The organism is Variovorax multivorans, assembly GCF_051216835.1.
In the GTDB taxonomy this organism is placed as follows: domain Bacteria; phylum Pseudomonadota; class Gammaproteobacteria; order Burkholderiales; family Burkholderiaceae_C; genus Variovorax.
In genome coordinates, this window is sequence record NZ_JBPJZL010000012.1 from 135,261 (window position 1) to 158,563 (window position 23,303).

Here is a 23,303-nt window from a genome sequence, read left to right on the forward strand (position 1 = left end):
TGGAGGCACGAAACCAATATGTCCAGTACCACTGTCGCCGAGTTCGCGAACGAGCTCAAGAAGACTCCCGAAACCTTGCTTGACCAGCTCAAGAGCGCAGGTGTGCCCAAAGCGGCCGCCACCGATGCGCTCACCGAGGCTGACAAGCAGCGCCTGCTCGGCCACCTGAAGGCCAGCCACGGCACCGTCGAGCCCGAGCGCAAGAAGATCACGCTGACCAAGAAGTCGACCAGCGAGATCAAGCAGGCCGACGCCACCGGTCGCGCCCGCACCATCCAGGTCGAGGTGCGCAAGAAGCGCACCTTCATTCAGCGCGAAGACGGCCACCCCGCCACGCCCGAGACGGCGCAGCAAGTGGCCGAGGCACCTGCCGCCGCGCCCGCCGCTCCCCGCATCGACGAGGCCGAACTGGCCCGCCGCGAGGAAGAAGCGCGCCGCCAGGCCGAGCTGATCCGCCGCCAGGAAGAAGAGCTGGCCGAAAAGCGCCGCCTGCGCGAAGAAGCCGAAGCCCGCGAACGCGAGCAGGCCGAAAAGGCTGAGAAGGCCGAGCAGGAAGCCGCGCGCGTCGCCGCCGAAACCGCCGAGAAGAAGGCCGCTGCCGCAGCAGCCGCTGCCGCCGCGAGCGCAAAGGACAGCACCACGGCCACCAAGCCGGCGGCTGCTCCCGCGCCTGCCGTGACAGCTGCCGCCGCTGCTGCAGAGCAGCAGGCTGCCGACACCAAGCTCGCCGCGCAAACCGCCGCGACGCAGGCCAAGGAAGACGCGAAGGCCAAGGCCGCCGCCGAATCGAAGGCCCGCGCCGATGAGGAAGCTGCGCGCGCCAAGGATCTCGACGAGCGTCGCCGCAAGGCCCTGGCCGAAGCCGAAGCCATCCGCGCCATGATGAACGCACCGGCCCGCGTGCTGGTGCCGCACAAGGCACCCGAGAAGCCGCAGCCCGAAAAGGCCGCGGTCAAGGGAACGCTGCACAAGCCGACCGCGCCCGCAGCGCGTGCCGGCGCACCTGCCGCGCCCGGCGCTGCAGCAGCTGCACCCGGCGCTGCCGGTGCCGCAGGCAAGGAAGTCAAGTCCGCCAAGCTCTCGTCGAGCTGGGCTGGCGATCCTGCCAAGAAGAAGGAAATCAAGACCCGCGGCGATGCCAGCGGTGGTGTCGGTCGCGGCAACTGGCGCGGAGGCCCGCGTGGTCGCCGTGGCAACGACCGCGGCGGTCACGACGAGCAACACGCGCCGGCCGCACCGGTCGAGGCGCGCATTCTCGAAGTGCATGTGCCCGAAACCATCACGGTGTCCGAGCTCGCGCACAAGATGGCCGTCAAGGCGCAAGAGGTCATCAAGCAACTGATGAAGCTCGGCCAGATGGCGACCATCAACCAGTCGCTCGACCAGGACACCGCAATGATCCTGGTGGAGGAAATGGGCCACAACGCGGTGGTTGCCGCGCTTGACGACCCGGAAGCCTTCACCGACGAGGACGTGTCGGCGCAAACCGCCGAAGCCCTGCCGCGCGCACCGGTCGTGACCGTCATGGGTCACGTCGACCATGGCAAGACCTCGCTGCTCGACTACATCCGCCGCGCCAAGGTCGCAGCGGGCGAAGCCGGCGGCATCACGCAGCACATCGGCGCCTACCACGTGGAAACCGAACGCGGCATGGTGTCGTTCCTCGACACCCCGGGTCACGAGGCCTTCACGGCCATGCGTGCCCGCGGTGCTCAGGCTACCGACATCGTGATCCTGGTGGTGGCGGCCGACGACGGCGTCATGCCCCAGACCAAGGAAGCCATCAAGCACGCCAAGGCTGCTGGTGTGCCGATCGTGGTTGCCATCAACAAGGTGGACAAGCCCGACGCCAACCTGGACCGCGTGAAGCAGGAACTGGTGGCCGAAGAAGTCGTGCCCGAAGAGTACGGCGGCGACGTGCCGTTCGTGCCGGTGTCCGCCAAGACGGGCCAGGGCATCGACGACCTGCTTGAACAGGTGCTGCTGCAAGCCGAAGTGCTGGAACTCAAGGCGCCGGTGGATGCCGCCGCCAAGGGCCTGGTCATCGAAGCCCAGCTCGACAAGGGCCGCGGCCCGGTTGCTACCGTGCTGGTTCAGTCCGGTACGCTCAAGACCGGCGACGTGGTGCTGGCTGGCTCGACCTATGGCCGCGTGCGAGCCATGCTGGACGAAGACGGCAAGTCGACCAAGACCGCAGGCCCGTCGATCCCGGTCGAAATCCAGGGTCTGACCGAAGTGCCGCAAGCGGGTGACGAGTTCATGGTGATGAGCGACGAGCGCCGTGCGCGCGAAATCGCAACCTACCGTGCCGGCAAGTTCCGCAACACCAAGCTGGCGAAGGCGCAAGCCGCGAACCTGCAGAACATGTTCACCGACCTGTCGGCGGGCGAAGTGCAGACGCTGCGCATCATCATCAAGGCCGACGTGCAGGGCTCGCAGGAAGCGCTGGCGCAATCGCTGCTCAAGCTGGCGACGGACGAGGTCAAGGTGCAGGTGGTGTATGCCGGCGTGGGTGGTATCAGCGAAAGCGACATCAACCTCGCCATCGCCTCGAAGGCGGTCGTGATCGGCTTCAACGTGCGTGCCGATGCCGGTGCGCGCAAGCTGGCCGAGAACAACGGCGTGCAGCTGAACTACTACAGCATCATTTACGACGCCGTGGACGAGATCAAGGTCGCGATGTCGGGCATGCTGGCTCCGGAGCGCCGCGAGGAAATCATCGGCTCGGCCGAGATCCGCACGGTGTTCGTGGCCTCGAAGATCGGTACCGTTGCAGGTTCCTACATCACCTCGGGCTCGGTCAACCGCAGTGCGCATTTCCGCCTGCTGCGCGACAACGTGGTGGTCTACACGGGCGAAGTCGACTCGATCAAGCGCATGAAGGACGATGTGCGCGAAGTCCGCGAAGGTTTTGAGTGCGGTATCAAGCTCAAGAACTACAACGACATCAAAGAGGGCGATCAGCTCGAATTCTTCGAAATCAAGGAAATCGCCCGGACGCTGTAAGCGTTCGATGCGAGAAAGTCCATGCCGAAGAGAAAAGCCGCCGCCCCCAACCGCGCGTTCAAGGTTGCCGATCAGATCCAGCGCGATCTGACGGAGCTGATCGCGCGCGAGTTGAAGGACCCGCGCGTGGGCATGGTCACGATCCAGGCCGTCGAGGTCACGCCCGACTATGCGCACGCGAAGATTTTCTTCAGCCTGCTCACGGGCGACGTGGCCGAGACCACCGAAGCGCTGAACCAGGCCGCGGGCTTCCTGCGCAACGGCCTGTTCAAGCGCCTGCACATCCACACCGTGCCCACGCTGCACTTCCTGTTCGACCGCACCACCGAGCGTGCGGCCGACATGAACGCGCTCATCGCGCAAGCCGTCGCTTCGCGCTCGAAAGACGACTAGCCATGAACGCGCCACGCACAAGGGTGCAGCGGCGCCCTGTGCATGGGGTGTTGTTGCTCGACAAGCCGCTGGGACTCTCCAGCAACCAGGCCTTGCAAAAGGCCAAGTGGTTGCTGCGCGCGGAAAAAGCGGGCCACACCGGCACGCTCGATCCGCTCGCGACGGGTGTTCTGCCGCTTTGCTTTGGCGCGGCCACCAAGTTCAGCCAGTTGCACCTCGAAGCCGACAAGACCTACGAGGCCACGGCTCGCCTGGGCGTCAAGACCGCGACCGGCGATGCCGAGGGCGAAGTGATCGCCGAGCGGCCCGTGCACGTCACGCCTGAAGACCTGGCGCGCGCAGAGGCACGGTTCACCGGCCCGATCCGCCAGGTGCCCCCGATGCACAGCGCGCTCAAGAAGGACGGCAAGGCGTTGTACGAATACGCGCGTGAGGGCGTCGAGGTCGAGCGGGCGCCGCGCGACGTCGTGATCCACAAGCTCGAACTCAGCGCGATCGGCGACGACGTCATCCGCATCCTCGCCTCCGTCAGCAAGGGCACCTACATCCGCACCCTCGGCGAAGACATCGGCGAAGCGCTTGGCTGCGGTGCACACCTGAGCTCGCTGCGCCGGACCGCCACGGGCGGCTTCGTCGAGGCCCAGTGCATCACGCTCGAGGCGCTCGAAGCCATGGACGAGGAAGAGCGCCTGGCACAACTCCTGCCTGCCGAAGCCCTGGTGGACGGCCACAGCCGCGTCACGCTCGGCGCGGAAGATGCGGCACGTTTTCTTTCGGGCCTGCGCCGCCGTGGCGGCTGGGCCGATGCCGATGAGGTGGCCGTGTTCGGCTCCGACCCGCAGGCGTTCCTGGGCACAGCCCATGTAACGGCCGGCGAATTGATCCCGGGGCGCTTGCTGAACCCCATCGAAATCCAGCAAATTCTTTTGAACGCACAACAGACCGAAGCGACACCATGAGTACCAAGCAAATTCGCAATATCGCCATCATTGCCCACGTGGACCATGGCAAGACCACGATGGTCGACCAATTGCTGCGCCAGTCCGGCACCTTCGCCGAGCACGAGAAAGTGGTCGACACGGTGATGGACAACAACGCCATCGAAAAGGAACGTGGCATCACGATCCTGGCCAAGAACTGCGCCGTGACCTGGGAAGGCACGCACATCAACATCGTCGACACCCCGGGCCACGCGGACTTCGGCGGTGAAGTGGAACGCGCGCTGTCGATGGTCGACGGCGTGGTGCTGTTGATCGACGCGCAGGAAGGCCCGATGCCGCAGACGCGCTTCGTGACCAAGAAGGCGCTGGCCCTCGGCCTGAAGCCCATCCTCGTGGTGAACAAGGTCGACAAGCCGGGCGCCAACCCCGACAAGGTGGTCAACGCCGCCTTCGACCTGTTCGACAAGCTCGGCGCAACCGACGAACAGCTCGACTTCCCCGTGGTGTACGCCTCGGGCATCAACGGCTGGTCGTCGCTGGAAGAAGGCGCGCAGGGCGAGCAGTGGGGCCCCGACATGTCGGCCCTGTTCAACACCATCCTGAAGCACGTGCCTGCGCAAAAGGGCGATCCCGCTGCGCCGCTGCAACTGCAGATTTCCGCGCTCGACTTCTCGACCTTCGTCGGTCGCATCGGCGTGGGCCGCATCAGCCAGGGCACCCTGAAGCCGATGATGGACGTGGTGGTGATGGAAGGTCCGGACGGCAAGGCCATCAAGGGCCGCGTCAACCAGGTGCTGACCTTCCAGGGCCTGGACCGTGTGCAGGCCACCGAAGCCGGCCCGGGCGAGATCGTGCTGATCAACGGCATCACCGACATTGGTATCGGTGTCACCGTGACCGACCCCGCGAACCCCGCGCCGCTGCCGATGCTCAAGGTCGACGAGCCGACGCTGACGATGAACTTCTGCGTCAACACCAGCCCGCTGGCTGGCCGCGAAGGCAAGTTCGTCACCAGCCGCCAGATCTGGGACCGCCTGCAGAAAGAACTGCAGCACAACGTTGCGCTGCGCGTGAACGAAACCGACGAAGAAGGCATCTTCGAAGTGATGGGTCGCGGCGAACTGCACCTGACCATCCTGCTGGAAAACATGCGTCGCGAAGGCTATGAAATGGCCGTGTCGAAGCCGCGCGTGGTGTTCCGCACCGTCAACGGCGAGAAGCACGAGCCGATCGAACTGGTGACGGCAGACATCGAAGACCAGCACCAGGGCGGCGTGATGCAGGCCCTGGGCGAGCGCAAGGGCGAACTCGTCAACATGGAACCGGACGGCCGTGGCCGCGTGCGCCTCGAATACCGCATTCCGGCGCGTGGCCTGATCGGCTTCACGAACGAATTCCTGAACCTGACGCGCGGCTCGGGCCTCATCAGCAACATCTTCGACAGCTACGAGCCGCACAAGGGCGACATCGGCAGCCGCAAGAACGGCGTGCTGATTTCCATGGACGACGGCGAAATCTTCACCTACGCCCTGGGCAAGCTGGACGACCGCGGCCGCATGTTCGTGAAGGCGAACGATCCGGTGTACGAAGGCATGATCGTCGGCATCCACAGCCGCGACAACGACCTGGTGGTGAACGCCACGCGCACGAAGCAGCTGACGAACTTCCGCGTCTCGGGCAAGGAAGACGCGATCAAGATCACGCCCCCGATCGAACTCACGCTCGAATACGGCGTGGAATTCATCGAGGACGACGAGCTCGTCGAAATCACGCCCAAGAGCGTGCGCCTGCGCAAGCGCTACCTGAAGGAACACGAGCGCAAGCGCGCCGGCCGCGATACGTCGCAAGGCTGATCGACTCCGTCGATTTGCCATGCGCCTGACGCACGGCGGCGCCGTCTGGCTGATGGTCGTCGTGACCCTGATGTGGGGCACGGCGGGCGTCGTCACACGGCATCTGGCGCAGGCGCACAGTTTCGAGATCACCTTCTGGCGCAGCCTCTTCACGACGCTGGCGCTGCTGGTGATCTTGCCGCTTTGGCGCGGCCGTGCCGTGTTCTCGCAACTGCGCCGTGGCGGGCGCGAACTCTGGATCTCGGGCGTGTGCTGGGCCGTGATGTTCACGGCCTTCATGGTCGCGCTCACGCTGGCTTCGACGGCCAGCGTGCTCGTCACCATGTCGCTCGGGCCATTGCTCACCGCGCTGGCGGCACGCTTCTTCATCGGCCACAAGCTGCCCGCGCGCACCTGGCTGGCCATCGTGGTCGCGGGTGCGGGCATCGGCTGGATGTACGGTACACAGTTGATGCAGGGCGGGGGCGGATCGTTGGCCGGCACGCTGCTCGCGCTGTGTGTGCCGCTGGCCGGCGCGGCCAACTGGACCGTCGTTCAGCACGCGCAGGCAAAGGGCCACAAGGTGGATCTGGTGCCTGCGGTGCTCATCGGCGCGGTGCTTACAGCGCTCTTCACGCTGCCATTTGCGTGGCCCTTCCGTGCAAGTGCGCACGACCTCGGGCTGCTGGCCTTCCTGGGCGTGTTCCAGCTCGCCATTCCCTGCGTTCTCTCGGTGCTGTGCGCCCAGGTGCTGAAGGCGCCCGAAGTGGCGTTGCTGGCTCTACTGGAAGTAATTTTCGGCATTGCGCTGGCCTGGATCGGTGCGGGCGAGCAGCCCGCAGCGAGCGTGCTGACCGGCGGGGCGCTGGTCATCGGCGCGCTGGTGTTCAACGAACTGTTGGCGCTGCGCGGTCGGCGCACCACGGTCGCCGACACCGTGGTGCCGGGTGCGCACTGACCGACTGGCGCTTCTGCCTACTGCGGCATGGCCGCGTCGGTGACGCCCATGCTGCTCAGCCGCGCTTCAAGCACCTTGCGCACGAAGGTCTTCGGAAAGTCGTCGCTGACGCGCCAGCTGCCGTTGTCTTCCACGAAGGTGAATTCTCCGGTCACCGGCAATGAGGTGTCGCTGCCCGAGAGGGCGCCCAGCAGGCTGTCGTTGTATTCGATGACCAGTGGGCAGGCGTGGCCCGCGCCGTCGTCCAGCTTGCGGCAGGGGCCCGTGGGCTCGATCTCGGCGATCTCGCGCGAGCGGTTCGGGTCCTTGCGCACCAGGCCCGAGTCGGTGCGCGGACGCATGCGCATGGCGGAAGCCGAGCGTGCCGCGCTCAGCGGCGCCGCGCCTTCGCGGAAGGCTTTCTCCATCGCCTCGCGGCCAATGGGCTCTGCGTTGTAGAGCGGCCTGCCGTCGGCGTCGAGGTGCCCGAAGCGGGCCTCGACGATGGCGACGTCCGCGCCGCGCACCACCATCTCATCGCTCTTCGGCTCCGTGGGGCCGATGGTGTAGGCCATCGGTTCCTTGCTGTCGCCCCGCGTCATGACCGCCACGCAACCGCGCACGCGCTCCGGCTTGCGGTAGCCGACTTCGCGCATGCTGCCGACGGAGGGTGTCTCGATCACGGTGCCAGCGTTCGGGTCTAGGTGGCGCATGCGTACGTCCATGGTCACGCGGCGCATGAGGCTGTCGAGTGTCTTGCGCGTGGAGGCGGCGTCGCAGGCGGGCACGCTGGCCGGAGCGAACAGGTACCAGCCGAGGCCGCCGCCGATCACTGCCACGGCCAGGATGAACTTCCACGCGCCGATGCGGCGGCTGCGCTGCGCGCGGGCCTGCCATGCCTTGACGGCCTGCTCGTCGGCTTCGATGAGGGCCTGTGCCTCGCTCACGATGCGCGTGCGCTCGGCGGCCATGGCAAAGGCGGGCTCGACGGCGACCTGGGCGCGCAAGGCGTCGAAGCGTTCTTTTTCGAGCGGGCCTTCGGTCGCCAGCCAGGCCAGCGTGGCCACGGGTGAAGCGGCCACGGTGCCCACGACGGGCGTTTCCGTCAGCGCCATGTCGCGCGTCTCGGCGTCGATGAGGCTGTCCTTGAAGAGCGCCTGAATAGCTTCGTGCGTGATGCCTTGCTCGGCCAGCTCGATGAGATCGTCGGCATCGATGGCGGTGTCGGCCGCGTCGTCGACGTGAGGGGCGTCGTCGCCGATCTTGTCGAGTGCCGCGTTCTGCTCTGCCTCGGTGACCAGGCCGCGTACGCGCATCCAGGCCAGCGCATGGGCCGGGCTCGGGAGCGGGGGAAGGGCGGCGGCTTCAGGGTGGGCGCGCGCGGCGTCGTGCTGTGCGTCGCTGATCAGGCCCTGGGTCAGCAGGGCGAGGAAGGCATCCGGATTGGCGTCAGAGCTCATGCGGGGATTCTGCCGTGGGTGGTGCCGGCCTCTACACCGGGAAACACCGGGAGAAGCCGGGAAAGGCCGATAAAAGAAACGCCGGCGGGTGCCGGCGTTCTTGCATCAGATCCGTGATGGATCAGGGACGGGCGACTTTCCAGGCGCCGTTGGCCACGCCGTCGCCGGTCTTGTCGCCGGGCTTGGCATCTTTCGCCCAGTAGTACAGCGGCCAGCCCTTGTAGGCCCACTGGCGCTTGCCGTCTTCGCGAATGATGATGGTGTAGCCGCCGATGGGCTTGGCGGTGTCGGCCACGCTGAGCGCGGGCCAGTTGGCGGCGCACTGGGCGTTGCAGGCGGAGGTGCCGGAACCGGCAGTGTCCTTGGTGAAGGTGTACAGCGTCATCCCGTTCGGTCCGACCAGCACGCCGTCGGCGGTGCGGGTGGGCGTGTCGGGGGCGCTGGCGGTCTTGTTGGACATGCCGCCGCAGCCGGCGAGCAGGGCCGCCGCGAGGATCGAGGCGCTGAGCAATTTCATGCAGTTTCTCCTTCAGTTGAAAAATCGCGAAAACAAGCCAGGTGACGGAAAGCCGGGCAATGTGATTGCGCGACCGGCAGTTTATGCGGTCGTTACGACAAATCGCGGTAGGCCAGCGTCGCAAGTTTGAGCAGAACTTCTCGCGGCAGCTTGCCGGCGAGGGCATAGCCGAAGCCCTGGTCGACCCAGTAGAAGCTGGGTACGGGGCCTTCGGAGGCGAAGCGGAAGGCGGTTTCGCGTGCGGCGGTGGCCCCGGCGGCATTGGCGTCCAGCGTGCCGATGTAGAGCGTCACGCGCTCGCCGGCCGCGTCCTCGAACATGAACTGGGCGCGCGCGCCGGTTTCCCCTGGCAGCAGGCGGCCACCGACCAGGGTGTAGCCCTGGGTGGAGAGGTCGGGCACCTTCAGCGGCCTGTCGAGGCGCCTGGAGAGCCACTGGACCAGGTGCTGCTGCTCGGAGGCGGCTACTTCGACGGGGTGTCTTTTCTCGGGCGCGTAGACGGCGTGCGCGACCGAGGCGTCGTGCACGAATTCGCGCACCGCCGGCACCTTGGCCAATTGCGCGCCGCCGCGTGTGATGGACCATTGCGCATTCCCAAGCCAGCCGGCAGCGAAGGCGATCAGCAGGCCGGCCGCCATGCCACCCCAGCGAAGCCAGGAGACGTGCCGCGCCGTTCGTGGCAGATGCCGATCGAGTGCGCCCATCAGGGCAGCGGGAACGGGTTCGTCGAGCAGCTCACCATGCAGCCGGCGCAGGGCATCGCGCTGCGTGTGCCAGGCCGCGACCTTGGCGGCCACGGCGGGATCGCTGGCGATGGCTTCCTCGACCGAGTCATGGCGCTCGGCGGCCAACTGGCCATCGACCCAGGCGTGCAGTTCGTCGTCGGTAGGGGGCGGGGCGGGGCGGCTCATGGTGCGGCGGGTTTCATTTGAGGCGGCGCAGGCCGGGGCGAACGGGCGTCGATGCGCCGTCCATCAGTTCCTGCAGTCGGACGCGGGCACGCGACAGGCGCGACATCACCGTGCCGGCGGGAATGCCGAGCACCTTGGCCACTTCGGCATACGACAGGTCTTCGAGCGTCACCAGCAGCAGCACGGCGCGCTGTTCGTCCGGCAACTGCATCAGGCAGCGCTGCAGGTCGAGGCTGGTGCCCTGGTCGCGGCCGGGGTCGATGCCGCCCTGCAGCTCGTGCGGCAGGTCGTCGAGCGGCACCACGGCATGGGGTGGTGGCGTGCGGCGCACCTGGCTCGCGAAGATGTTGTGCATGACGGTGAAGAGCCACGCGCGCAGGTCGCTGCCCACCACCCATAGACGCCACTTGCTGCAGGCGCGCTCCAGCGTGTCCTGCACCAGGTCGTCGGCCGCCCACGCATTGCCCGTGAGTGCCCGCGCATAGCGGCGCAGGCTCGGGATGTGCTCGACCAGCAGGCGGGCGTCCATGGGGTGTGGGTCGGTCGATCAGGGCTTGGCGGTTTTCCAGGTGCCGTTGACGCCGTCACCGGTCTTGTCGCCCGGCTTGGTGTCCTTGGCCCAGTAGTACAGCGGCCAGCCCTTGGCGGCCCATTGCTTCTTGCCGTCGTCGCGGGTGACGATGGTGAAGTCACCACTCGGCTTGTCGCTGTCGGCGGCCATGAAAGGTGGCCAGTTGGTGGCGCAGCCGCCATTGCAGACCGACTTGCCGTTGCCGGCCGTGTCCTTGTCGAAGGTGTAGAGCGTCATGCCATTCGCACCGACCAGCGCGCCGTCGGCTGGCTTGGGCTGGGCGAAGGCGGGGAGCGCGAGAACGGCGCTCAGCAATACGGCGGAAGATGCGCGAAAAGGCGACATGGAAAGACTCCTGGGTTGTGTGTGGCGACACCGGTGGTCCGGTGACAACCGCACAAACGCCCGCAGCCCGTCTTTTATTCCATTGCCCGCAAAAAAGATTCAGCGGCTGCGGTTCTTCATTGCGCGCTCGACTTCGCGCTTGCCTTCGCGGTCCTTGATGGTGTCGCGCTTGTCGTGCTCGGCCTTGCCCTTTGCCAGCGCGATCTCGCACTTCACCTTGCCGGCTTTCCAGTGCAGGTTGAGCGGCACCAGCGTGTAGCCTTTTTGCTCGACCTTGCCGATCAGGCGGCGGATTTCGTCCTTCTTCAGCAGCAGCTTCTTGGTGCGGACCGAATCGGGGTTGACGTGGGTGGATGCGCTCTTGAGCGGGTTGATCTGGCAACCCACGACGAACAGTTCGCCATTGCGGATCACCACGTAGCCGTCGGTGAGCTGCACCTTGCCTTCGCGCAGCGATTTGACTTCCCAGCCTTCGAGGACCATGCCGGCCTCGAAGCGTTCTTCGAAGAAATAGTTGTACGCGGCCTTCTTGTTGTCGGCGATGCGGGAGGAGGTATCTTGTTTCTTTGTGGCCATGACTCGGGAATGTGGGGGCTGCATGGCTTCAATACAATCCGTCGCGCACGCTGTGCCGATTCTATGAAAACAGTCAACAAGTCCGTCCTCATCTGGTACAGCGCCGAAGAGATGTATGCGCTCGTCACCGATGTGGCGAGGTATCCGCAGTTTCTTCCCTGGTGCGACAAGGCCCGCATCATCGAGCAGGACGAGGCCGGCATGACGGCCGAAGTCGGCCTGGCCTTTGCCGGTCTGCACCAGAGCTTTACCACCCGCAACACCCATGTTCCGGGGCGCGAGGTGCAGCTGAAGCTGGTCGACGGGCCGTTCTCCAACCTCGACGGCAAATGGAAGTTCGTGCCCGTGGGCGAGCAGGGCGAGCGCGCCTGCCGCGTCGAGCTGCACATGAGCTACGGCTTCAGCAATTTCGCTCTGCAGGCGCTGGTCGGCCCGGTGTTCGACACCATCGCTTCCAGCCTTGTCGAGGCCTTCGTCAAGCGCGCCGAGCACGTCTACGGCGCAACCTGATGACCATCGAGGTCACGCTGAGCTGTTCGCCCGCGGCGCGCGAGGTGTTCGAGCAGGTGCTGCAGCTCCCGCCCGAGACGACGCTGGCCGATGCGGTGCGGGCCAGCGATCTTTCGCTGCGTTTTCCGGATCTGGATTGGCGTCATGCGATGACGCCGGGCATCTGGGGCAGGGTGGTCGAGTGGGACCAGGCCCTGAAGGACGGCGACCGCATCGAACTGTGCCGCCCCCTCGCGGTGGACCCCAAGGTGGCGCGCCGGGAGCGCTTCCAGCGCCAGGGCTCGAAGGGAACCGGCCTGTTCGCGAATCGCCGCAAGGGCGGCAAGGCCGGCTACTGAGCTCGAGCTGCCGGGCTACTTGCAGTCGCTGTTGATGACCGTCTGAAGGCGCTTTTGCTCGGCGGCGCGCGCGGCGTCGTCCATGATCTCGCGCTCGCCCTGCGAATTGACCTTGGCAATGCGCATGCCGCTGTCGACGGTGGCCTTGCCTTGGCGTGCGAGCGCGCAGTTGTCGGCCTTCGCCTTTGCGACCTTGGCGGCTTCTGCGGCTTCCTTGGCCTTTGCTTCGGCCTCGGCCTTCTTGGTCTTTTCCTCGAGTTCCTTGTCGACGCCCGTGGGCTTCGACGTGGTGCTTGCCGTCTTGGCCGGCGCAGTTGCCTCGGCCGACGTGCCTTCAGCGGGCGGTGCATCGACGTTGGGGTTCGCGGTGGAGCGCGCCGCCGGCGGCGGACCCACGCGGCGCAGGATGTTCTTCTCGGGCACATCGGGCGGTGGCGCCTGATCGCTGAAGACCTTCTTGCCGTTCTTGTCGAGCCATTGCCATTGCGCGCTTGCCGAAAGCGGCAGCGCAACGACACATCCCAGTACCAGCCAGTGCACGAATTTCATCCCCGAAGTTTAGCCGGGCCTTACTTTTTGCAACATCCCGCTTAGGTAGTTTTGCAACGCCCGTGAAAAGCCCGGGCCGGCGAACAGGTCGGGCGCCTCGTTACAATCCGTCTTTTGGAGCTTCACCCATGCGCCTTCTCGGCAAAGCGCTCACCTTCGACGACGTGTTGTTGGTGCCAGCGTTCTCCCAGGTCCTGCCCAAGGACACCTCTCTCGCCACCAAACTCTCCCGCAATATCACGCTGAACCTGCCGCTCGTCTCGGCGGCCATGGACACCGTGACCGAAGCCCGCCTGGCGATCGCCATCGCGCAAGAGGGCGGCATCGGGATCGTGCACAAAAACCTCACCGCGCAACAGCAGGCCGCCGAAGTGGCCCGCGTGAAGCGATACGAGTCGGGCGTCCTGCGCGACCCGGTGGTCATCACGCCGACGCACTCGGTGCGCCAGGTGATGGCGCTATCGGACCAGCTCGGCATCTCGGGCTTCCCGGTGGTTGACGGCGGCAAGGTCGTTGGCATCGTGACGGGGCGCGACCTGCGCTTCGAGAACCGCTATGACGTGCCGGTCAGCGAAATCATGACCCAGCGCGAGAAGCTCATCACCGTGCCTGACGGCACCACGCTGGCCGAAGCCAAGGCATTGCTCAACAAGTACAAGCTTGAGCGCCTGCTCGTCATCAACGGCGACTGGGAGCTCAAGGGCCTTATCACCGTCAAGGACATCACGAAGCAGACCAGCTTCCCCAATGCCGCACGCGATGCCAACGGCCGCCTGCGCGTGGGCGCCGCGGTCGGCGTGGGCGATGGCACCGAAGAACGCGTCGAAGCCCTGGTGAAGGCCGGCGTCGACGCCATCGTGGTCGACACCGCCCACGGCCACAGCTTTGGCGTGATCGAGCGCGTGCGCTGGGTCAAGAAAAACTACCCGCAGGTCGAAGTCATCGGCGGCAACATCGCCACCGGCGACGCCGCGCGCGCGCTGGCCGACGCCGGCGCCGACGCGGTCAAGGTCGGCATCGGCCCAGGCTCCATCTGCACCACCCGCATCGTGGCCGGCGTGGGCGTGCCGCAGATCATGGCGGTCGACAGCGTCGCTACCGCGCTGCAGGGCACGGGCATTCCGCTGATTTCCGACGGCGGCGTGCGCTACTCGGGCGACATCGCCAAGGCCATCGCGGCCGGCGCGAGCACGGTCATGATGGGCAGCATGTTCGCCGGCACCGAAGAGGCACCGGGCGAAATCGTTCTGTACCAGGGCCGCAGCTACAAGAGCTACCGCGGCATGGGCTCCATCGGCGCGATGCAGCAGGGCAGCGCCGACCGGTACTTCCAGGAGTCGACCACCGGCAACCCCAACACCGACAAGCTGGTGCCCGAAGGCATCGAAGGCCGCGTGCCCTACAAGGGCTCGATCGTCTCCATCGTCTACCAGATGGCCGGCGGCGTGCGTGCCAGCATGGGCTACTGCGGCTGCGCGACCATCGAGGACATGCAGAACAAGGCCGAGTTCGTCGAGATCACCACGGCCGGCATCCGTGAAAGCCACGTCCACGACGTGCAGATCACGAAGGAAGCGCCGAACTACCGCGCTGAATAGTCTGGCCCCCACGCTCCCCCACTGCGTGTGGGTCGCTGCCCCCCGAGGGGGCGGCAGGCCGCCTTGGGGCGGCCCGGCGCCGGCCTGAAGCCCATTCTGGCCAGACCTTGAAAGTCAGGCCAGACTGGGTTTAGAATTTGGGCCAGATTCAAATTTTCTGGCCCAAATGCAATCCATCGGCATCGCTGAAGCCAAGAACAACTTCTCGGCCCTGATCGACCTGGTCGAAAAGGGCGAGGAGGTTCGCATCACCCGCCACGGCAAGGAAGTCGTGCGCATGCTGCCGGTGCGCCGCAAGCCGGTCATTACCGACGAGCAGATCGAGCGCGAACTCGGCCAGATCGACGCGCTGCACGCCACCATCCAGCCCGGCCTGCCATTGCGTGCCTTGCTCGACGAAGGGCGCCAATCGTGACAGCCTTCGTCATGGACGCCTCCGTCACCGCCGCCTGGCTGCTGCCAGACATGGCCAGCGAACACACGCGCAAGCTCTACGCCGCCATCCGCCGCGATGAGGTCGAGCCGCAGGCACCCAACGCCTGGCAATGGGAGTGCGCCAACATCCTTGCCAACGGCGTGCGCAGCGGCCGCATTCCGGCGTCCGCGGTCGAAGGGCTGTGGAGCGTGCTCGACGCCATCCGCCATCGCGTCGAGCTGCATGAACTCGCGCCGGCCCAGCACAAGGCCGTGCTCGCGGTCGCCATCGATGCCGGCGTCTCGCTCTACGACGCGGGCTACCTCTGGCTCGCCAAGTCGCTCAATCTCCCGCTCGCCACCTTCGACGAGCAACTCATCCAGGCGGCGCCGCAAGCGGGCGTCAAGCTGTTCGACATTTCAACGCTCTGAGTCCTTTCGCCATGCAACACGACAAGATCCTCATCCTCGACTTCGGCTCGCAAGTCACGCAGCTCATCGCGCGCCGCGTGCGCGAAGCCCATGTGCTGAGTGAAGTGCACCCCTGCGACGTTACCGATGAATGGGTGCGCGAATACGCCGCCGACGGCCACCTCAAGGGCGTGATCCTTTCCGGCAGCCACGCCAGCGTGTACGAAGAGACCACCGACAAGGCTCCGCAGGCCGTGTTCGACCTCGGCGTGCCCGTGCTCGGCATCTGCTATGGCATGCAGACCATGGCGCACCAGCTCGGCGGCAAGGTCGAGGGCGGCCACAAGCGCGAGTTCGGCTTCGCGGCCGTGCGCGCCCATGGCCACACCGCGCTGTTGAAGGACATTGCCGACTTCACCACGCCTGAAGGCCACGGCATGCTCAACGTGTGGATGAGCCACGGCGACAAGGTCACCGAGCTGCCGCCGGGCTTCAAGCTCATGGCCAGCACCGACAGCTGCCCCATCGCCGGCATGGCCGACGAGGCGCGCCGCTACTACGCGCTGCAGTTCCACCCCGAAGTGACCCACACCGTGCAGGGCAAGGCGATCATCGAGCGCTTCGTGCTCGGCATCTGCGAAGCCAGGCCCGACTGGGTCATGCGCGACCACATCGCCGAAGCCGTCGAAAAAATCCGCGAGCAGGTGGGCGACGAAGAAGTCATCCTGGGCCTCTCAGGCGGTGTGGATTCGAGCGTGGCCGCCGCACTCATCCACCGCGCCATCGGCGACCAGTTGACCTGCGTGTTCGTCGACCATGGCCTGCTGCGCCTGAACGAGGGCGACATGGTCATGGAGATGTTCGAAGGCAAGCTGCACGCGAAGGTGATCCGCGTCGATGCCAGCGACCTGTTCCTCGGCAAGCTCGCCGGCGTGAGCGACCCGGAAGCCAAGCGCAAGATCATCGGCGGTGAGTTCGTCACCGTGTTCAAGCAGGAAGCCGCCAAGCTCAAGGCGGGCGACGGTGGCCACAAGGGCGCGACCTTCCTGGCGCAGGGCACGATCTACCCCGACGTCATCGAGTCCGGCGGTGCCAAGAGCAAGAAGGCCGTCACCATCAAGAGCCATCACAACGTGGGCGGCCTGCCCGAGCAGTTGGGCCTCAAGCTGCTCGAACCGCTGCGCGACCTGTTCAAGGACGAAGTGCGCGAACTCGGCGTGGCACTCGGCCTGCCGCCCGAGATGGTGTATCGCCATCCGTTCCCCGGCCCGGGCCTGGGCGTGCGCATCCTCGGTGAAGTGAAGAAGGAATACGCCGACCTGCTGCGCCGCGCCGACGCGATCTTCATCGAAGAGCTGCGCAACTTCACCGACGCTGAAACCGGCAAGACCTGGTACGACCTCACGAGCCAGGCCTTTACCGTGTTCCTGCCCGTGAAGAGCGTGGGCGTGATGGGCGACGGCCGCACCTACGACTACGTGGTGGCACTGCGTGCCGTGCAGACCAGCGACTTCATGACGGCCGACTGGGCTGAACTGCCTTATGCGCTGCTCAAGAAGGTGTCGGGCCGCATCATCAATGAAGTGCGGGGTATCAATCGCGTGACTTACGACGTGTCGAGCAAGCCGCCGGCGACGATCGAGTGGGAATGATTTGCCGCTATTCGCGGACAATCGGCAACTATCGAAAAAGCGTCGTAAGTTGTTGATTTATAAATATTTTCTCGTCGGCATCTATCGGCAACGATTGGTGGCAAGCAACTCAAACTGTCGGTTGTTCTGTCGGTAGCCAAAGTTGGTCCAACTCGCCTAAAATTTGTACCGTCAGCCCGTTTCGATGCATGACGGTAAAAATGAAGGCGAAAAGCTAGGTTTCATGCGGGTTCCGGGCGTGTTTGCAGTTTGAGCGTGCTTGACGGTAAAGGCGCTCTCACCCAGGAGAACGCATGCTCACCGACACCGCGCTCAAGAACCTCAAGCCCAAGGCCGCGCTCTACAAGGTGACCGACCGGGACGGGATGTACGTCACCGTGTCGCCGGTTGGCACTGTCACCTTCCGCTACGACTACCGCATGAACGGTCGCCGTGAGACCCTGACGATCGGACGTTATGGAGCGGACGGCTTGTCGTTGGCCAGGGCCCGCGAGAGGTGCATAGACGCCCGGCGCACGGTGTCTGACGGTAAATCTCCGGCGCAGGAGAAACAGCGCGAAAAGCGCCGGCTGTCGGAGGCAAAGAACTTCCAGGAATTCACCGACAGGTGGGCCAAGGGTGCCAGGATGGCGGACAGTACTCGCTCAATGCGCAAGAGCATCCTCGATCGCGACATCCTGCCCGTCTTCAAGAACCGCCTCTTGACCGAAATCACGTCGGACGACCTGCGCGATCTCTGCAACAGGGTCAAGGGCAGGGGGGCCCCGGCTACGGCAGTACACGTGCGAGACATCGTCAAGCAAATCTACGGGTTCGCCATCCTGCACGGCGAGAAGGTCACCAACCCGGCCGATGACGTCGGGCCGTCGTCGATCGCGACCTTCGTGCCGAAAGACCGCGCCTTGTCGCCAATCGAAATCCGACTAATGCAACATCAATTGGAAACGGTGGCGTCGTACCCGACCATCCGCCTGGCACTCCGGCTCATCCTGCTTACCCTGGTGCGCAAGGGTGAGCTGATCCATGCCACCTGGAACGAGATCGACTTCGAGAACGCGCTCTGGACCATTCCCAAGGAGCGCATGAAGGGTTCCAAGGCGCACAACGTCTATCTGTCGCAGCAGGCACTCGACATCATGGTCGCGCTGCGCACTTGCGCTGGCGGTTCCAGGTACGTGCTGCCTTCGCGTTACGAGCCTGACAAGTGCATGTCCAATGCGACCCTCAACCGCGTGACGCAGCTGGTGGCCGCGCGAGCGAAGGAGAAAGGCCTGCCCTTGGACGGCTTTACCGTGCATGACCTGCGCCGTACCGGCTCGACCATCCTGAACGAACTGGGCTTCAACAGTGACTGGATCGAGAAGTGCCTCGCCCACGAAGACGGCCGTTCGTCGCGCGGGGTTTACAACAAGGCCGAGTACGCCGAGCAGCGCCGGCACATGCTGCAAGAGTGGGCGGACATGATCGACGCCTGGGTGGCAGGCAAGTCCCACACGCCCACCTTGCTGCCTCCGTCGATGAAGGTCATCACGACGCAAGCATTGCTTTGACCGGACGGCGCTTGCGCTGCCGCACGTCGGGGGAGGGCGCACGCTTCATCTGCGCGGCGTCCGAGACCTGGCGGCGCGCCGCGATCCAGGCCTCGACCTCCGCGAGATCCCACACCACGCAGCGCGAGGTCAGGTTGAACCTTCGCGGAAACTCGCCTCGGCGCTCCATGTCGTAGATCGTGGTGCCAGAGAGTGGCACCATTTTGTGCAGTTCCGTCCGTCGGATCGTGCGCCGATAGGACGGGGCACCTGAGTCCATAAATGGGGGAGGGGGTTCGGAACTCTGCAAGCGTTCGAGGCGTCCGCCTTGCATGGGCTCGACAGCGGCTGACTCTGCACCTTTTCTCATGTTCGACTCCATCTATGCCGTGGCGTCACCGCTGTCCGGTCACGCTCGGCGCTTCATACGTTGGTGCCGTCATCATCCTGGAGCCGCCATCTATCGAAAACCTGCCGTAGCGGGCTCGAGCGTAGATCGCCTAGCCTGAACAGCAGCTCTCGCCTGCTGCGCGAGAATGCTCAAGTAGGCAAGCCGCTTGGCGGGACATTTGCTGAGGGCACGATCGCGTGCGGCACGAGGGCAACTGAATGCGGCCACGCTCAGAAACGACTCAGTTCCTTCGATTTTCCCAATAGAAAAGGGCAGTGGGACACGATGATCAAAGACGACAATGAACGGGCAGCAGTCGATGATTTCATTCGACAGGTGACGGTTCCCATCTTGCTCGACATAGGGCCAACGCCGGCCCTCCAAGGGACCGGCACGCTGCTCAGTGTTCACGACAAAGTCTTCCTAATCACCGCCCGCCACGTTCTCGACGGCATCGATCCGTTGATTTTTGCGTTCCCTGCGAATGCTCAGCGTGGACACATTCACACGCTCGGGTCTCGCCAAATTCTGAAACCGACGGACTTTCGGATAGACGTCGCGGCGATGGAACTGCAGGATCCTGAGGTGTTGGAACTCGTGCGCTCTAACTGGCGAACGCTAACACTAGCCAACGTGGCTGGGCCTTCTCAGACAACGGCGGATCAGGCAGTGCTAGTGGCGGGTTTTCCCGCCGCTCTCACGAAACCCAAAGGTGGATGGTTGGGTGGGGCGCTTGTCTCAACATACACCCAACGGATCCCGTTTGTACCCGACGAAATGAGCGATTCGTTCGTGTATGGCAGCTATCCGCATAACCCCGACTTCGATCTCTACTACGACCACAACAATGAAGGGACCGGCTTGGACGGAAAACCTGTTGCAACTCCAAAACTGGAGGGTGTTAGCGGAGCATCGATTTGGGAGTTTGTTCCACAAAGTGGATTGCTGTGGACGGCTGAGAGCGGCGCTCGAGTTGTGGGCATCCAGTCTGGCTACGTCCGCGGCAAGTTCCTGCGCGCTGTCAATTGGAAGGCCGTCGCGTTGGTGCTAGATCAGAGTGATCCTGAGATTTCGCAGGCAGTCCGTGGCGCATATTCATTGGGTGTGGCTGACTCATAAGAGCCGCGTGCGGATGTCGTGCGACTGAAGCGCAAAGCGGGCACGTGGCCTTCAATTGCTAGCCATATCGCCACTATGAGACTTGGTGCGCATCGATCTGAAGGCTCGATCACGCGCCATGAAGGCTTCCAGCATATGCGGAACAAGTGAAGCCGCATCAACCTGCTCGCCATAGGTCAGCGAATGCTGGACCGCATAGCGGTCGAGCATGGCCTTGAGGTCGGTAGGCATCGTGACGGTGAGCTTCACTGTCGTTGCCTTGGGCAATGGGCCCAGGCGGAGCTTGATTGCGCTCATTGCGACGACCCCCGCTGGAAGAACAACGGCTGATATGGCCGCAGTACCAGGTCCTTGCTGACCATCACCCGCATGGGGAAGCCCGGCCTGATCGTCAGCGTCGGCTGGATGCTCATATTGCGCTTCGTGATCTCCTGCCCGACCTGGTTTACGGTGTCCTGCGCGCTCTCACGCCCCGCAATGACGATGCGGTTGCCGTCGGTGCGGTTCTCAGGTGCCGCCAATTCAGCGCCAACGCCCAGCAACGTGGACAGCGCAGCGCCGGCCAGGATGCGGTCCCAATGCCAATCGACGCCATCCTCGAGCCCGGCGTAGCCGGCAGGGTCGATACCGGGTAGACGGTCGAGCGCAACCGACGACGTGTCCGGCAGGATCAGGCGTGTCCACACCAGCAGCACTCGCCGTTGGCCGAAGGCCACCTGGCTGTCGTAGCGACCGATCAGGCGCGAGCCCTGCGGAATCAGCAGATGGCGGCCCGTGGCGGTGTCGTAGACCGCCTCGGATACGTTGGCGATGACTTGGCCAGGCAAGTCGGAGTTGATCCCCGTCACCAGCGCCGCCGGGATGATCGTGCCAGCCATCACCTGGTACGGTGACGCCGGCAACTGCAAGCTGCCGGGGTTGCGCGTCGACGTGTCGCCTGCCTTCGCGACGAACGCCTCCTTCTGATCCTGCCGGTTCTGCACAGCCGTCGGATCGGAGGGCTGCGCTGCGGTGACAGTGGTCCCCATCGGGTTGAACGGCTGATTGCCTGAAGCGAGCGCCGAAGGGTCAGCGGCGGCCTGTGCCGCGCCCGGCTTCGACCCAGTGTTGCTGCCGCTGCTTCGGAAAAACACAGAAGACCGTGCAGCCTCTTCGGCCGCCAGACGCTCGGCCTGCGCCGGATCCACGCCACCGCCTGGCGGGCGCATCTCCATCGGCTGCTGCGCCTTGACGATGGCCGGCCCCAGGTCGCCAGGCAGCGGCTCGCCCAGTACGGGCGGCGCATGCTTCAAGGTCGACGGAAGCCCGGCATAGTCCTTAGGCAACTTGTCCAAATTCTCGGCGCGCGAGACGCGATCGACGTTGAACAGCTCGGTGGCCGGATTGCGCTCGCGCTTGCTCGACTGCAGCGACCAGAGGGTGCCACCAAGTACGGCGGCGGCCAGGGTGCCGGCACCGACCGCCAGCATACGGCGGTTCAAGCGCGTGACGGGACGCGGCGAAGCGCGCAAGGCCACGGATTCGGGCGCGACCTTCGGGGCCGCGGCTGGCGCCGCATCGGGCATGTCGGACGTGCCCATGCTTAGTTCCTCCGTGTGGTGCCCGCACTGGCACCATCCGAGCGCTCGATGCGTACCACCTGCGCCTTGTCGCCGCCCAACCGCAGCTCGGCCGCACCGAACAGCCGGTCCACCACGTAGTACGGCGAGCGGAATCGGTAGTTCACAAGTTGCCCATCGCCCTGCGGCCCAATCACGAACAGTGGCGGCAACTCGCCCTGTGCGATGCCGCCTGGGAACTGGATGTAGACCCGCTCGCCGTCGTCGAAGGCGCGCAGTGGCTTCCATGGTGGGTTGTCGCCGCCGATGGCATAGCGGAACCTGATCTGCTCCAGCGCCATGCCAGTTTCCACCGGCGCGCTGGCTTGTGCCTGCTGCGCCTGCTTCTGCAGGGCCAGCATCCGGTCCTTCGGGTAGTCCCAGGACACGGAAGCCATCCAGGCCTGCGGCGTCGATGAGAGTTCGAGTAGGTAGGTGCGACGGTTGGTCGTCACCACCAAGTTGGTCTTCAAACCGATACGCGTGGGTTTCACCAGGATATTCACGCGCAGCGTTGCACCCGCACCGCTGGCCGTATCGCCAACGATCCAACGCACCGTATCGCCGGCCGAGACCGTCACCAGCTCCTCGCCCTGCTGCAGGGCGACAACAGTAACGCGTCCCGGGCTGGTGTAGACCTGATACAGCGCGCCATCCGCGTAGGGCCAGACCTGGATGGCATTGACGTAGCCTTCGCGCGTGGGCGCGATGCGGGCCTCCGCGTTGGCACGAGAAACGCGGAGCTTTTCGTCCACGGGTTCGGGTACCAGCTTCACGTCGGACTCGCTCGGCAGTGCTTTCAACTGCTCGGGCAACGGCAGAGGCTTGGGTACCTCAACTACTTCGATGGGCTTGGGCGGTTCCGGCAACTGCTGCGCGGCAAAGGCAACCGGCTCGTCCAGTGAGATCGTCGGCGGGGGTTTTCCCTGCGTGGCGCAGCCAGCGAGGATCAGCAGGATCAACGGCAGTACGGATTGGCGGAAATTTGGGTTCACGGCTTTGCTCCTTTAGTCGGTTCGGTCGCATCAAGTTCACGGCTCCAGGAGAGGCCGTTGACGTAGATGCCCAGTGGGTTCTTGCGCAGCCGCTGCTCGGTGCGCGGCGGCTGCAGCACGACGGCCAGCACGGCCGTCCAGCGCTCCATGCCGGAAGGCGAGCCGTTCGCGAAGCTGCGTTCGATCCAGCGCACCTGGAAAGACGTGTCGCTGGCCCGCACAACGCTCGTCACCTCCACGGCCACCGAGCTTTGTCCGATGCGCGAGAACGGATCGTTCCCCCGCGCGTAGTCGTTCAAGGTGGCTGCTCCACGGTCCGTCGTGTACTCGTAGGCCTCGAGCCAGTTCTGCCTTACCACGATCGGGTCTATGGACAGCGAACGCACGTCGGTGACGAAGCGCGCCAGATGGTGCGCGATCTGCGCGTCGTTGGGCTTGTAGGGTGTAGCCGCTTCGCCCACCGCACGCACCTGGCCGGCGTTGTCCACCTCAACGACGAATGGCGTCACGATGGACTGAGCCGAACGCCACACGAGGCCGCCGGCCATCAGCAGTGCGAGGGACAGGCAACCGAAAGCCATCAGTCGCCAGTTCTTGGCCTGCACGCGCGCGCTGCCGATGCGCTGGTCCCAGGCCTGCGCGGCGGCCTGGTAGGGGGTGACGGGTTCGGGCGTCGCCGAGTACCGCACCTGGGGTCGTTTGAATCTCAT

General features: G+C 65.1%; 25 protein-coding genes. 13 read left to right on the forward strand and 12 right to left on the reverse strand.

Translation table 11 applies throughout. From position 1 onward, the window contains the following. Positions 1 to 18 precede the first annotated feature (18 nt). The 5 genes from infB to ACSFCA_RS27625 are packed head-to-tail and all read left to right on the forward strand — an operon-like array spanning position 19 to position 7,130. The gene (infB, locus tag ACSFCA_RS27605) at positions 19 to 3,006 is read left to right on the forward strand and encodes a translation initiation factor IF-2 (protein ID WP_435461736.1); all 2,988 of its coding nucleotides are present in this window, start codon (positions 19 to 21) and stop codon (positions 3,004 to 3,006) included. 21 nt (positions 3,007 to 3,027) lie between these two features. Continuing rightward, complete coding sequence (gene rbfA, locus ACSFCA_RS27610) at positions 3,028 to 3,399, forward strand: 30S ribosome-binding factor RbfA (RefSeq protein ID WP_062479819.1); 372 nt, start codon at positions 3,028 to 3,030, stop codon at positions 3,397 to 3,399. A 2-nt stretch (positions 3,400 to 3,401) separates the two neighbouring features. Next, positions 3,402 to 4,358, forward strand: coding sequence for a tRNA pseudouridine(55) synthase TruB (gene truB, locus ACSFCA_RS27615; RefSeq protein WP_435461737.1), 957 nt, complete (start codon positions 3,402 to 3,404; stop codon positions 4,356 to 4,358). Continuing rightward, complete coding sequence (typA, locus tag ACSFCA_RS27620; RefSeq protein ID WP_093054766.1) at positions 4,355 to 6,193, forward strand: translational GTPase TypA; 1,839 nt, start codon at positions 4,355 to 4,357, stop codon at positions 6,191 to 6,193. The genes truB and typA overlap by 4 nt, the downstream gene beginning before the upstream one ends. A gap of 19 nt (positions 6,194 to 6,212) precedes the next feature. After that, positions 6,213 to 7,130 (forward strand): DMT family transporter, encoded by a 918-nt coding sequence (locus ACSFCA_RS27625; protein ID WP_258355064.1) that lies wholly within the window; start codon positions 6,213 to 6,215, stop codon positions 7,128 to 7,130. 17 nt (positions 7,131 to 7,147) lie between these two features. Here the strand turns inward: ACSFCA_RS27625 and ACSFCA_RS27630 are convergent, their stop codons facing one another. The 6 genes from ACSFCA_RS27630 to smpB form a co-directional block, all read right to left on the reverse strand. Then, positions 7,148 to 8,569: a hypothetical protein gene (locus ACSFCA_RS27630; protein WP_435461738.1), complete on the reverse strand. Its 1,422-nt coding sequence runs from the start codon at positions 8,567 to 8,569 to the stop codon at positions 7,148 to 7,150. A gap of 121 nt (positions 8,570 to 8,690) precedes the next feature. Further along, positions 8,691 to 9,086, reverse strand: coding sequence for a COG4315 family predicted lipoprotein (locus ACSFCA_RS27635; protein WP_258355062.1), 396 nt, complete (start codon positions 9,084 to 9,086; stop codon positions 8,691 to 8,693). Between the two features lie 92 nt (positions 9,087 to 9,178). Further along, the gene (locus tag ACSFCA_RS27640) at positions 9,179 to 9,997 is read right to left on the reverse strand and encodes an anti-sigma factor family protein (RefSeq protein WP_258355061.1); all 819 of its coding nucleotides are present in this window, start codon (positions 9,995 to 9,997) and stop codon (positions 9,179 to 9,181) included. A 13-nt stretch (positions 9,998 to 10,010) separates the two neighbouring features. Further along, positions 10,011 to 10,526 (reverse strand): RNA polymerase sigma factor, encoded by a 516-nt coding sequence (locus tag ACSFCA_RS27645; protein ID WP_258355060.1) that lies wholly within the window; start codon positions 10,524 to 10,526, stop codon positions 10,011 to 10,013. Between the two features lie 18 nt (positions 10,527 to 10,544). Continuing rightward, positions 10,545 to 10,913, reverse strand: coding sequence for a COG4315 family predicted lipoprotein (locus ACSFCA_RS27650; RefSeq protein ID WP_093054778.1), 369 nt, complete (start codon positions 10,911 to 10,913; stop codon positions 10,545 to 10,547). Positions 10,914 to 11,012: 99 nt separating this feature from the next. Beyond that, positions 11,013 to 11,489, reverse strand: a complete 477-nt coding sequence (smpB, locus tag ACSFCA_RS27655) for an SsrA-binding protein SmpB (RefSeq protein WP_007832247.1) — start codon at positions 11,487 to 11,489, stop codon at positions 11,013 to 11,015. 63 nt (positions 11,490 to 11,552) lie between these two features. Between smpB and ACSFCA_RS27660 the strand changes: the two genes are divergently transcribed. Together ACSFCA_RS27660 and ACSFCA_RS27665 are read left to right on the forward strand one after the other, a co-directional pair. Further along, positions 11,553 to 11,999, forward strand: coding sequence for a type II toxin-antitoxin system RatA family toxin (locus ACSFCA_RS27660; protein WP_258355058.1), 447 nt, complete (start codon positions 11,553 to 11,555; stop codon positions 11,997 to 11,999). Next, positions 11,999 to 12,337, forward strand: a complete 339-nt coding sequence (locus ACSFCA_RS27665) for an RnfH family protein (RefSeq protein ID WP_435461739.1) — start codon at positions 11,999 to 12,001, stop codon at positions 12,335 to 12,337. The genes ACSFCA_RS27660 and ACSFCA_RS27665 overlap by 1 nt, the downstream gene beginning before the upstream one ends. A 15-nt stretch (positions 12,338 to 12,352) precedes the next feature. Here ACSFCA_RS27665 and ACSFCA_RS27670 read toward each other — a convergent pair whose 3' ends face one another. After that, on the reverse strand, positions 12,353 to 12,886 hold the full coding sequence (locus tag ACSFCA_RS27670) for a DUF4124 domain-containing protein (protein WP_435461740.1): 534 nt from the start codon (positions 12,884 to 12,886) through the stop codon (positions 12,353 to 12,355). Positions 12,887 to 13,014: 128 nt separating this feature from the next. On the opposite strand from ACSFCA_RS27670, the gene guaB reads away from it, so the two are divergent. The 5 genes from guaB (at position 13,015) to ACSFCA_RS27695 (ending at position 18,511) form a co-directional block, all read left to right on the forward strand. After that, positions 13,015 to 14,484, forward strand: coding sequence for an IMP dehydrogenase (gene guaB, locus ACSFCA_RS27675; RefSeq protein WP_093054786.1), 1,470 nt, complete (start codon positions 13,015 to 13,017; stop codon positions 14,482 to 14,484). A 166-nt stretch (positions 14,485 to 14,650) separates the two neighbouring features. Next, positions 14,651 to 14,899, forward strand: a complete 249-nt coding sequence (locus tag ACSFCA_RS27680) for a type II toxin-antitoxin system Phd/YefM family antitoxin (RefSeq protein ID WP_093074566.1) — start codon at positions 14,651 to 14,653, stop codon at positions 14,897 to 14,899. Between the two features lie 11 nt (positions 14,900 to 14,910). Then, positions 14,911 to 15,330 (forward strand): type II toxin-antitoxin system VapC family toxin, encoded by a 420-nt coding sequence (locus ACSFCA_RS27685; protein ID WP_258355301.1) that lies wholly within the window; start codon positions 14,911 to 14,913, stop codon positions 15,328 to 15,330. An 11-nt stretch (positions 15,331 to 15,341) separates the two neighbouring features. Beyond that, positions 15,342 to 16,961, forward strand: a complete 1,620-nt coding sequence (gene guaA, locus ACSFCA_RS27690) for a glutamine-hydrolyzing GMP synthase (RefSeq protein ID WP_258355055.1) — start codon at positions 15,342 to 15,344, stop codon at positions 16,959 to 16,961. Positions 16,962 to 17,254: 293 nt separating this feature from the next. Beyond that, positions 17,255 to 18,511, forward strand: coding sequence for a tyrosine-type recombinase/integrase (locus ACSFCA_RS27695; protein WP_435461741.1), 1,257 nt, complete (start codon positions 17,255 to 17,257; stop codon positions 18,509 to 18,511). Here ACSFCA_RS27695 and ACSFCA_RS27700 read toward each other — a convergent pair. Further along, positions 18,489 to 18,872 (reverse strand): helix-turn-helix transcriptional regulator, encoded by a 384-nt coding sequence (locus ACSFCA_RS27700; RefSeq protein ID WP_435461742.1) that lies wholly within the window; start codon positions 18,870 to 18,872, stop codon positions 18,489 to 18,491. The two genes, ACSFCA_RS27695 and ACSFCA_RS27700, sit on opposite strands and share 23 nt — an antisense overlap. Before the next feature lie 294 nt (positions 18,873 to 19,166). Here ACSFCA_RS27700 and ACSFCA_RS27705 point away from each other — a divergent pair, with 294 nt between their 5' ends. Further along, a complete protein-coding gene (locus ACSFCA_RS27705) occupies positions 19,167 to 20,000 on the forward strand; it encodes a hypothetical protein (protein ID WP_435461743.1) in 834 nt (277 codons plus the stop codon). Positions 20,001 to 20,051: 51 nt separating this feature from the next. Here ACSFCA_RS27705 and ACSFCA_RS27710 read toward each other — a convergent pair whose 3' ends face one another. Genes ACSFCA_RS27710 through trbF form a run of 4 tightly spaced genes read right to left on the reverse strand, consistent with a single transcriptional unit; the run spans position 20,052 to position 23,303 of the window. Next, positions 20,052 to 20,297, reverse strand: a complete 246-nt coding sequence (locus ACSFCA_RS27710) for a DUF2274 domain-containing protein (protein ID WP_435461744.1) — start codon at positions 20,295 to 20,297, stop codon at positions 20,052 to 20,054. Next, positions 20,294 to 21,580 (reverse strand): TraB/TrbI/VirB10 family type IV secretion system protein, encoded by a 1,287-nt coding sequence (locus tag ACSFCA_RS27715; protein ID WP_435461745.1) that lies wholly within the window; start codon positions 21,578 to 21,580, stop codon positions 20,294 to 20,296. The genes ACSFCA_RS27710 and ACSFCA_RS27715 overlap by 4 nt, the downstream gene beginning before the upstream one ends. 2 nt (positions 21,581 to 21,582) lie before the next feature. Continuing rightward, positions 21,583 to 22,593: a P-type conjugative transfer protein TrbG gene (gene trbG, locus ACSFCA_RS27720; RefSeq protein ID WP_435461746.1), complete on the reverse strand. Its 1,011-nt coding sequence runs from the start codon at positions 22,591 to 22,593 to the stop codon at positions 21,583 to 21,585. Next, entirely contained in the window at positions 22,590 to 23,303 is a 714-nt protein-coding gene (trbF, locus tag ACSFCA_RS27725) for a conjugal transfer protein TrbF (RefSeq protein ID WP_435461747.1), read from the reverse strand. Before trbF ends, trbG begins: the two co-directional genes overlap by 4 nt.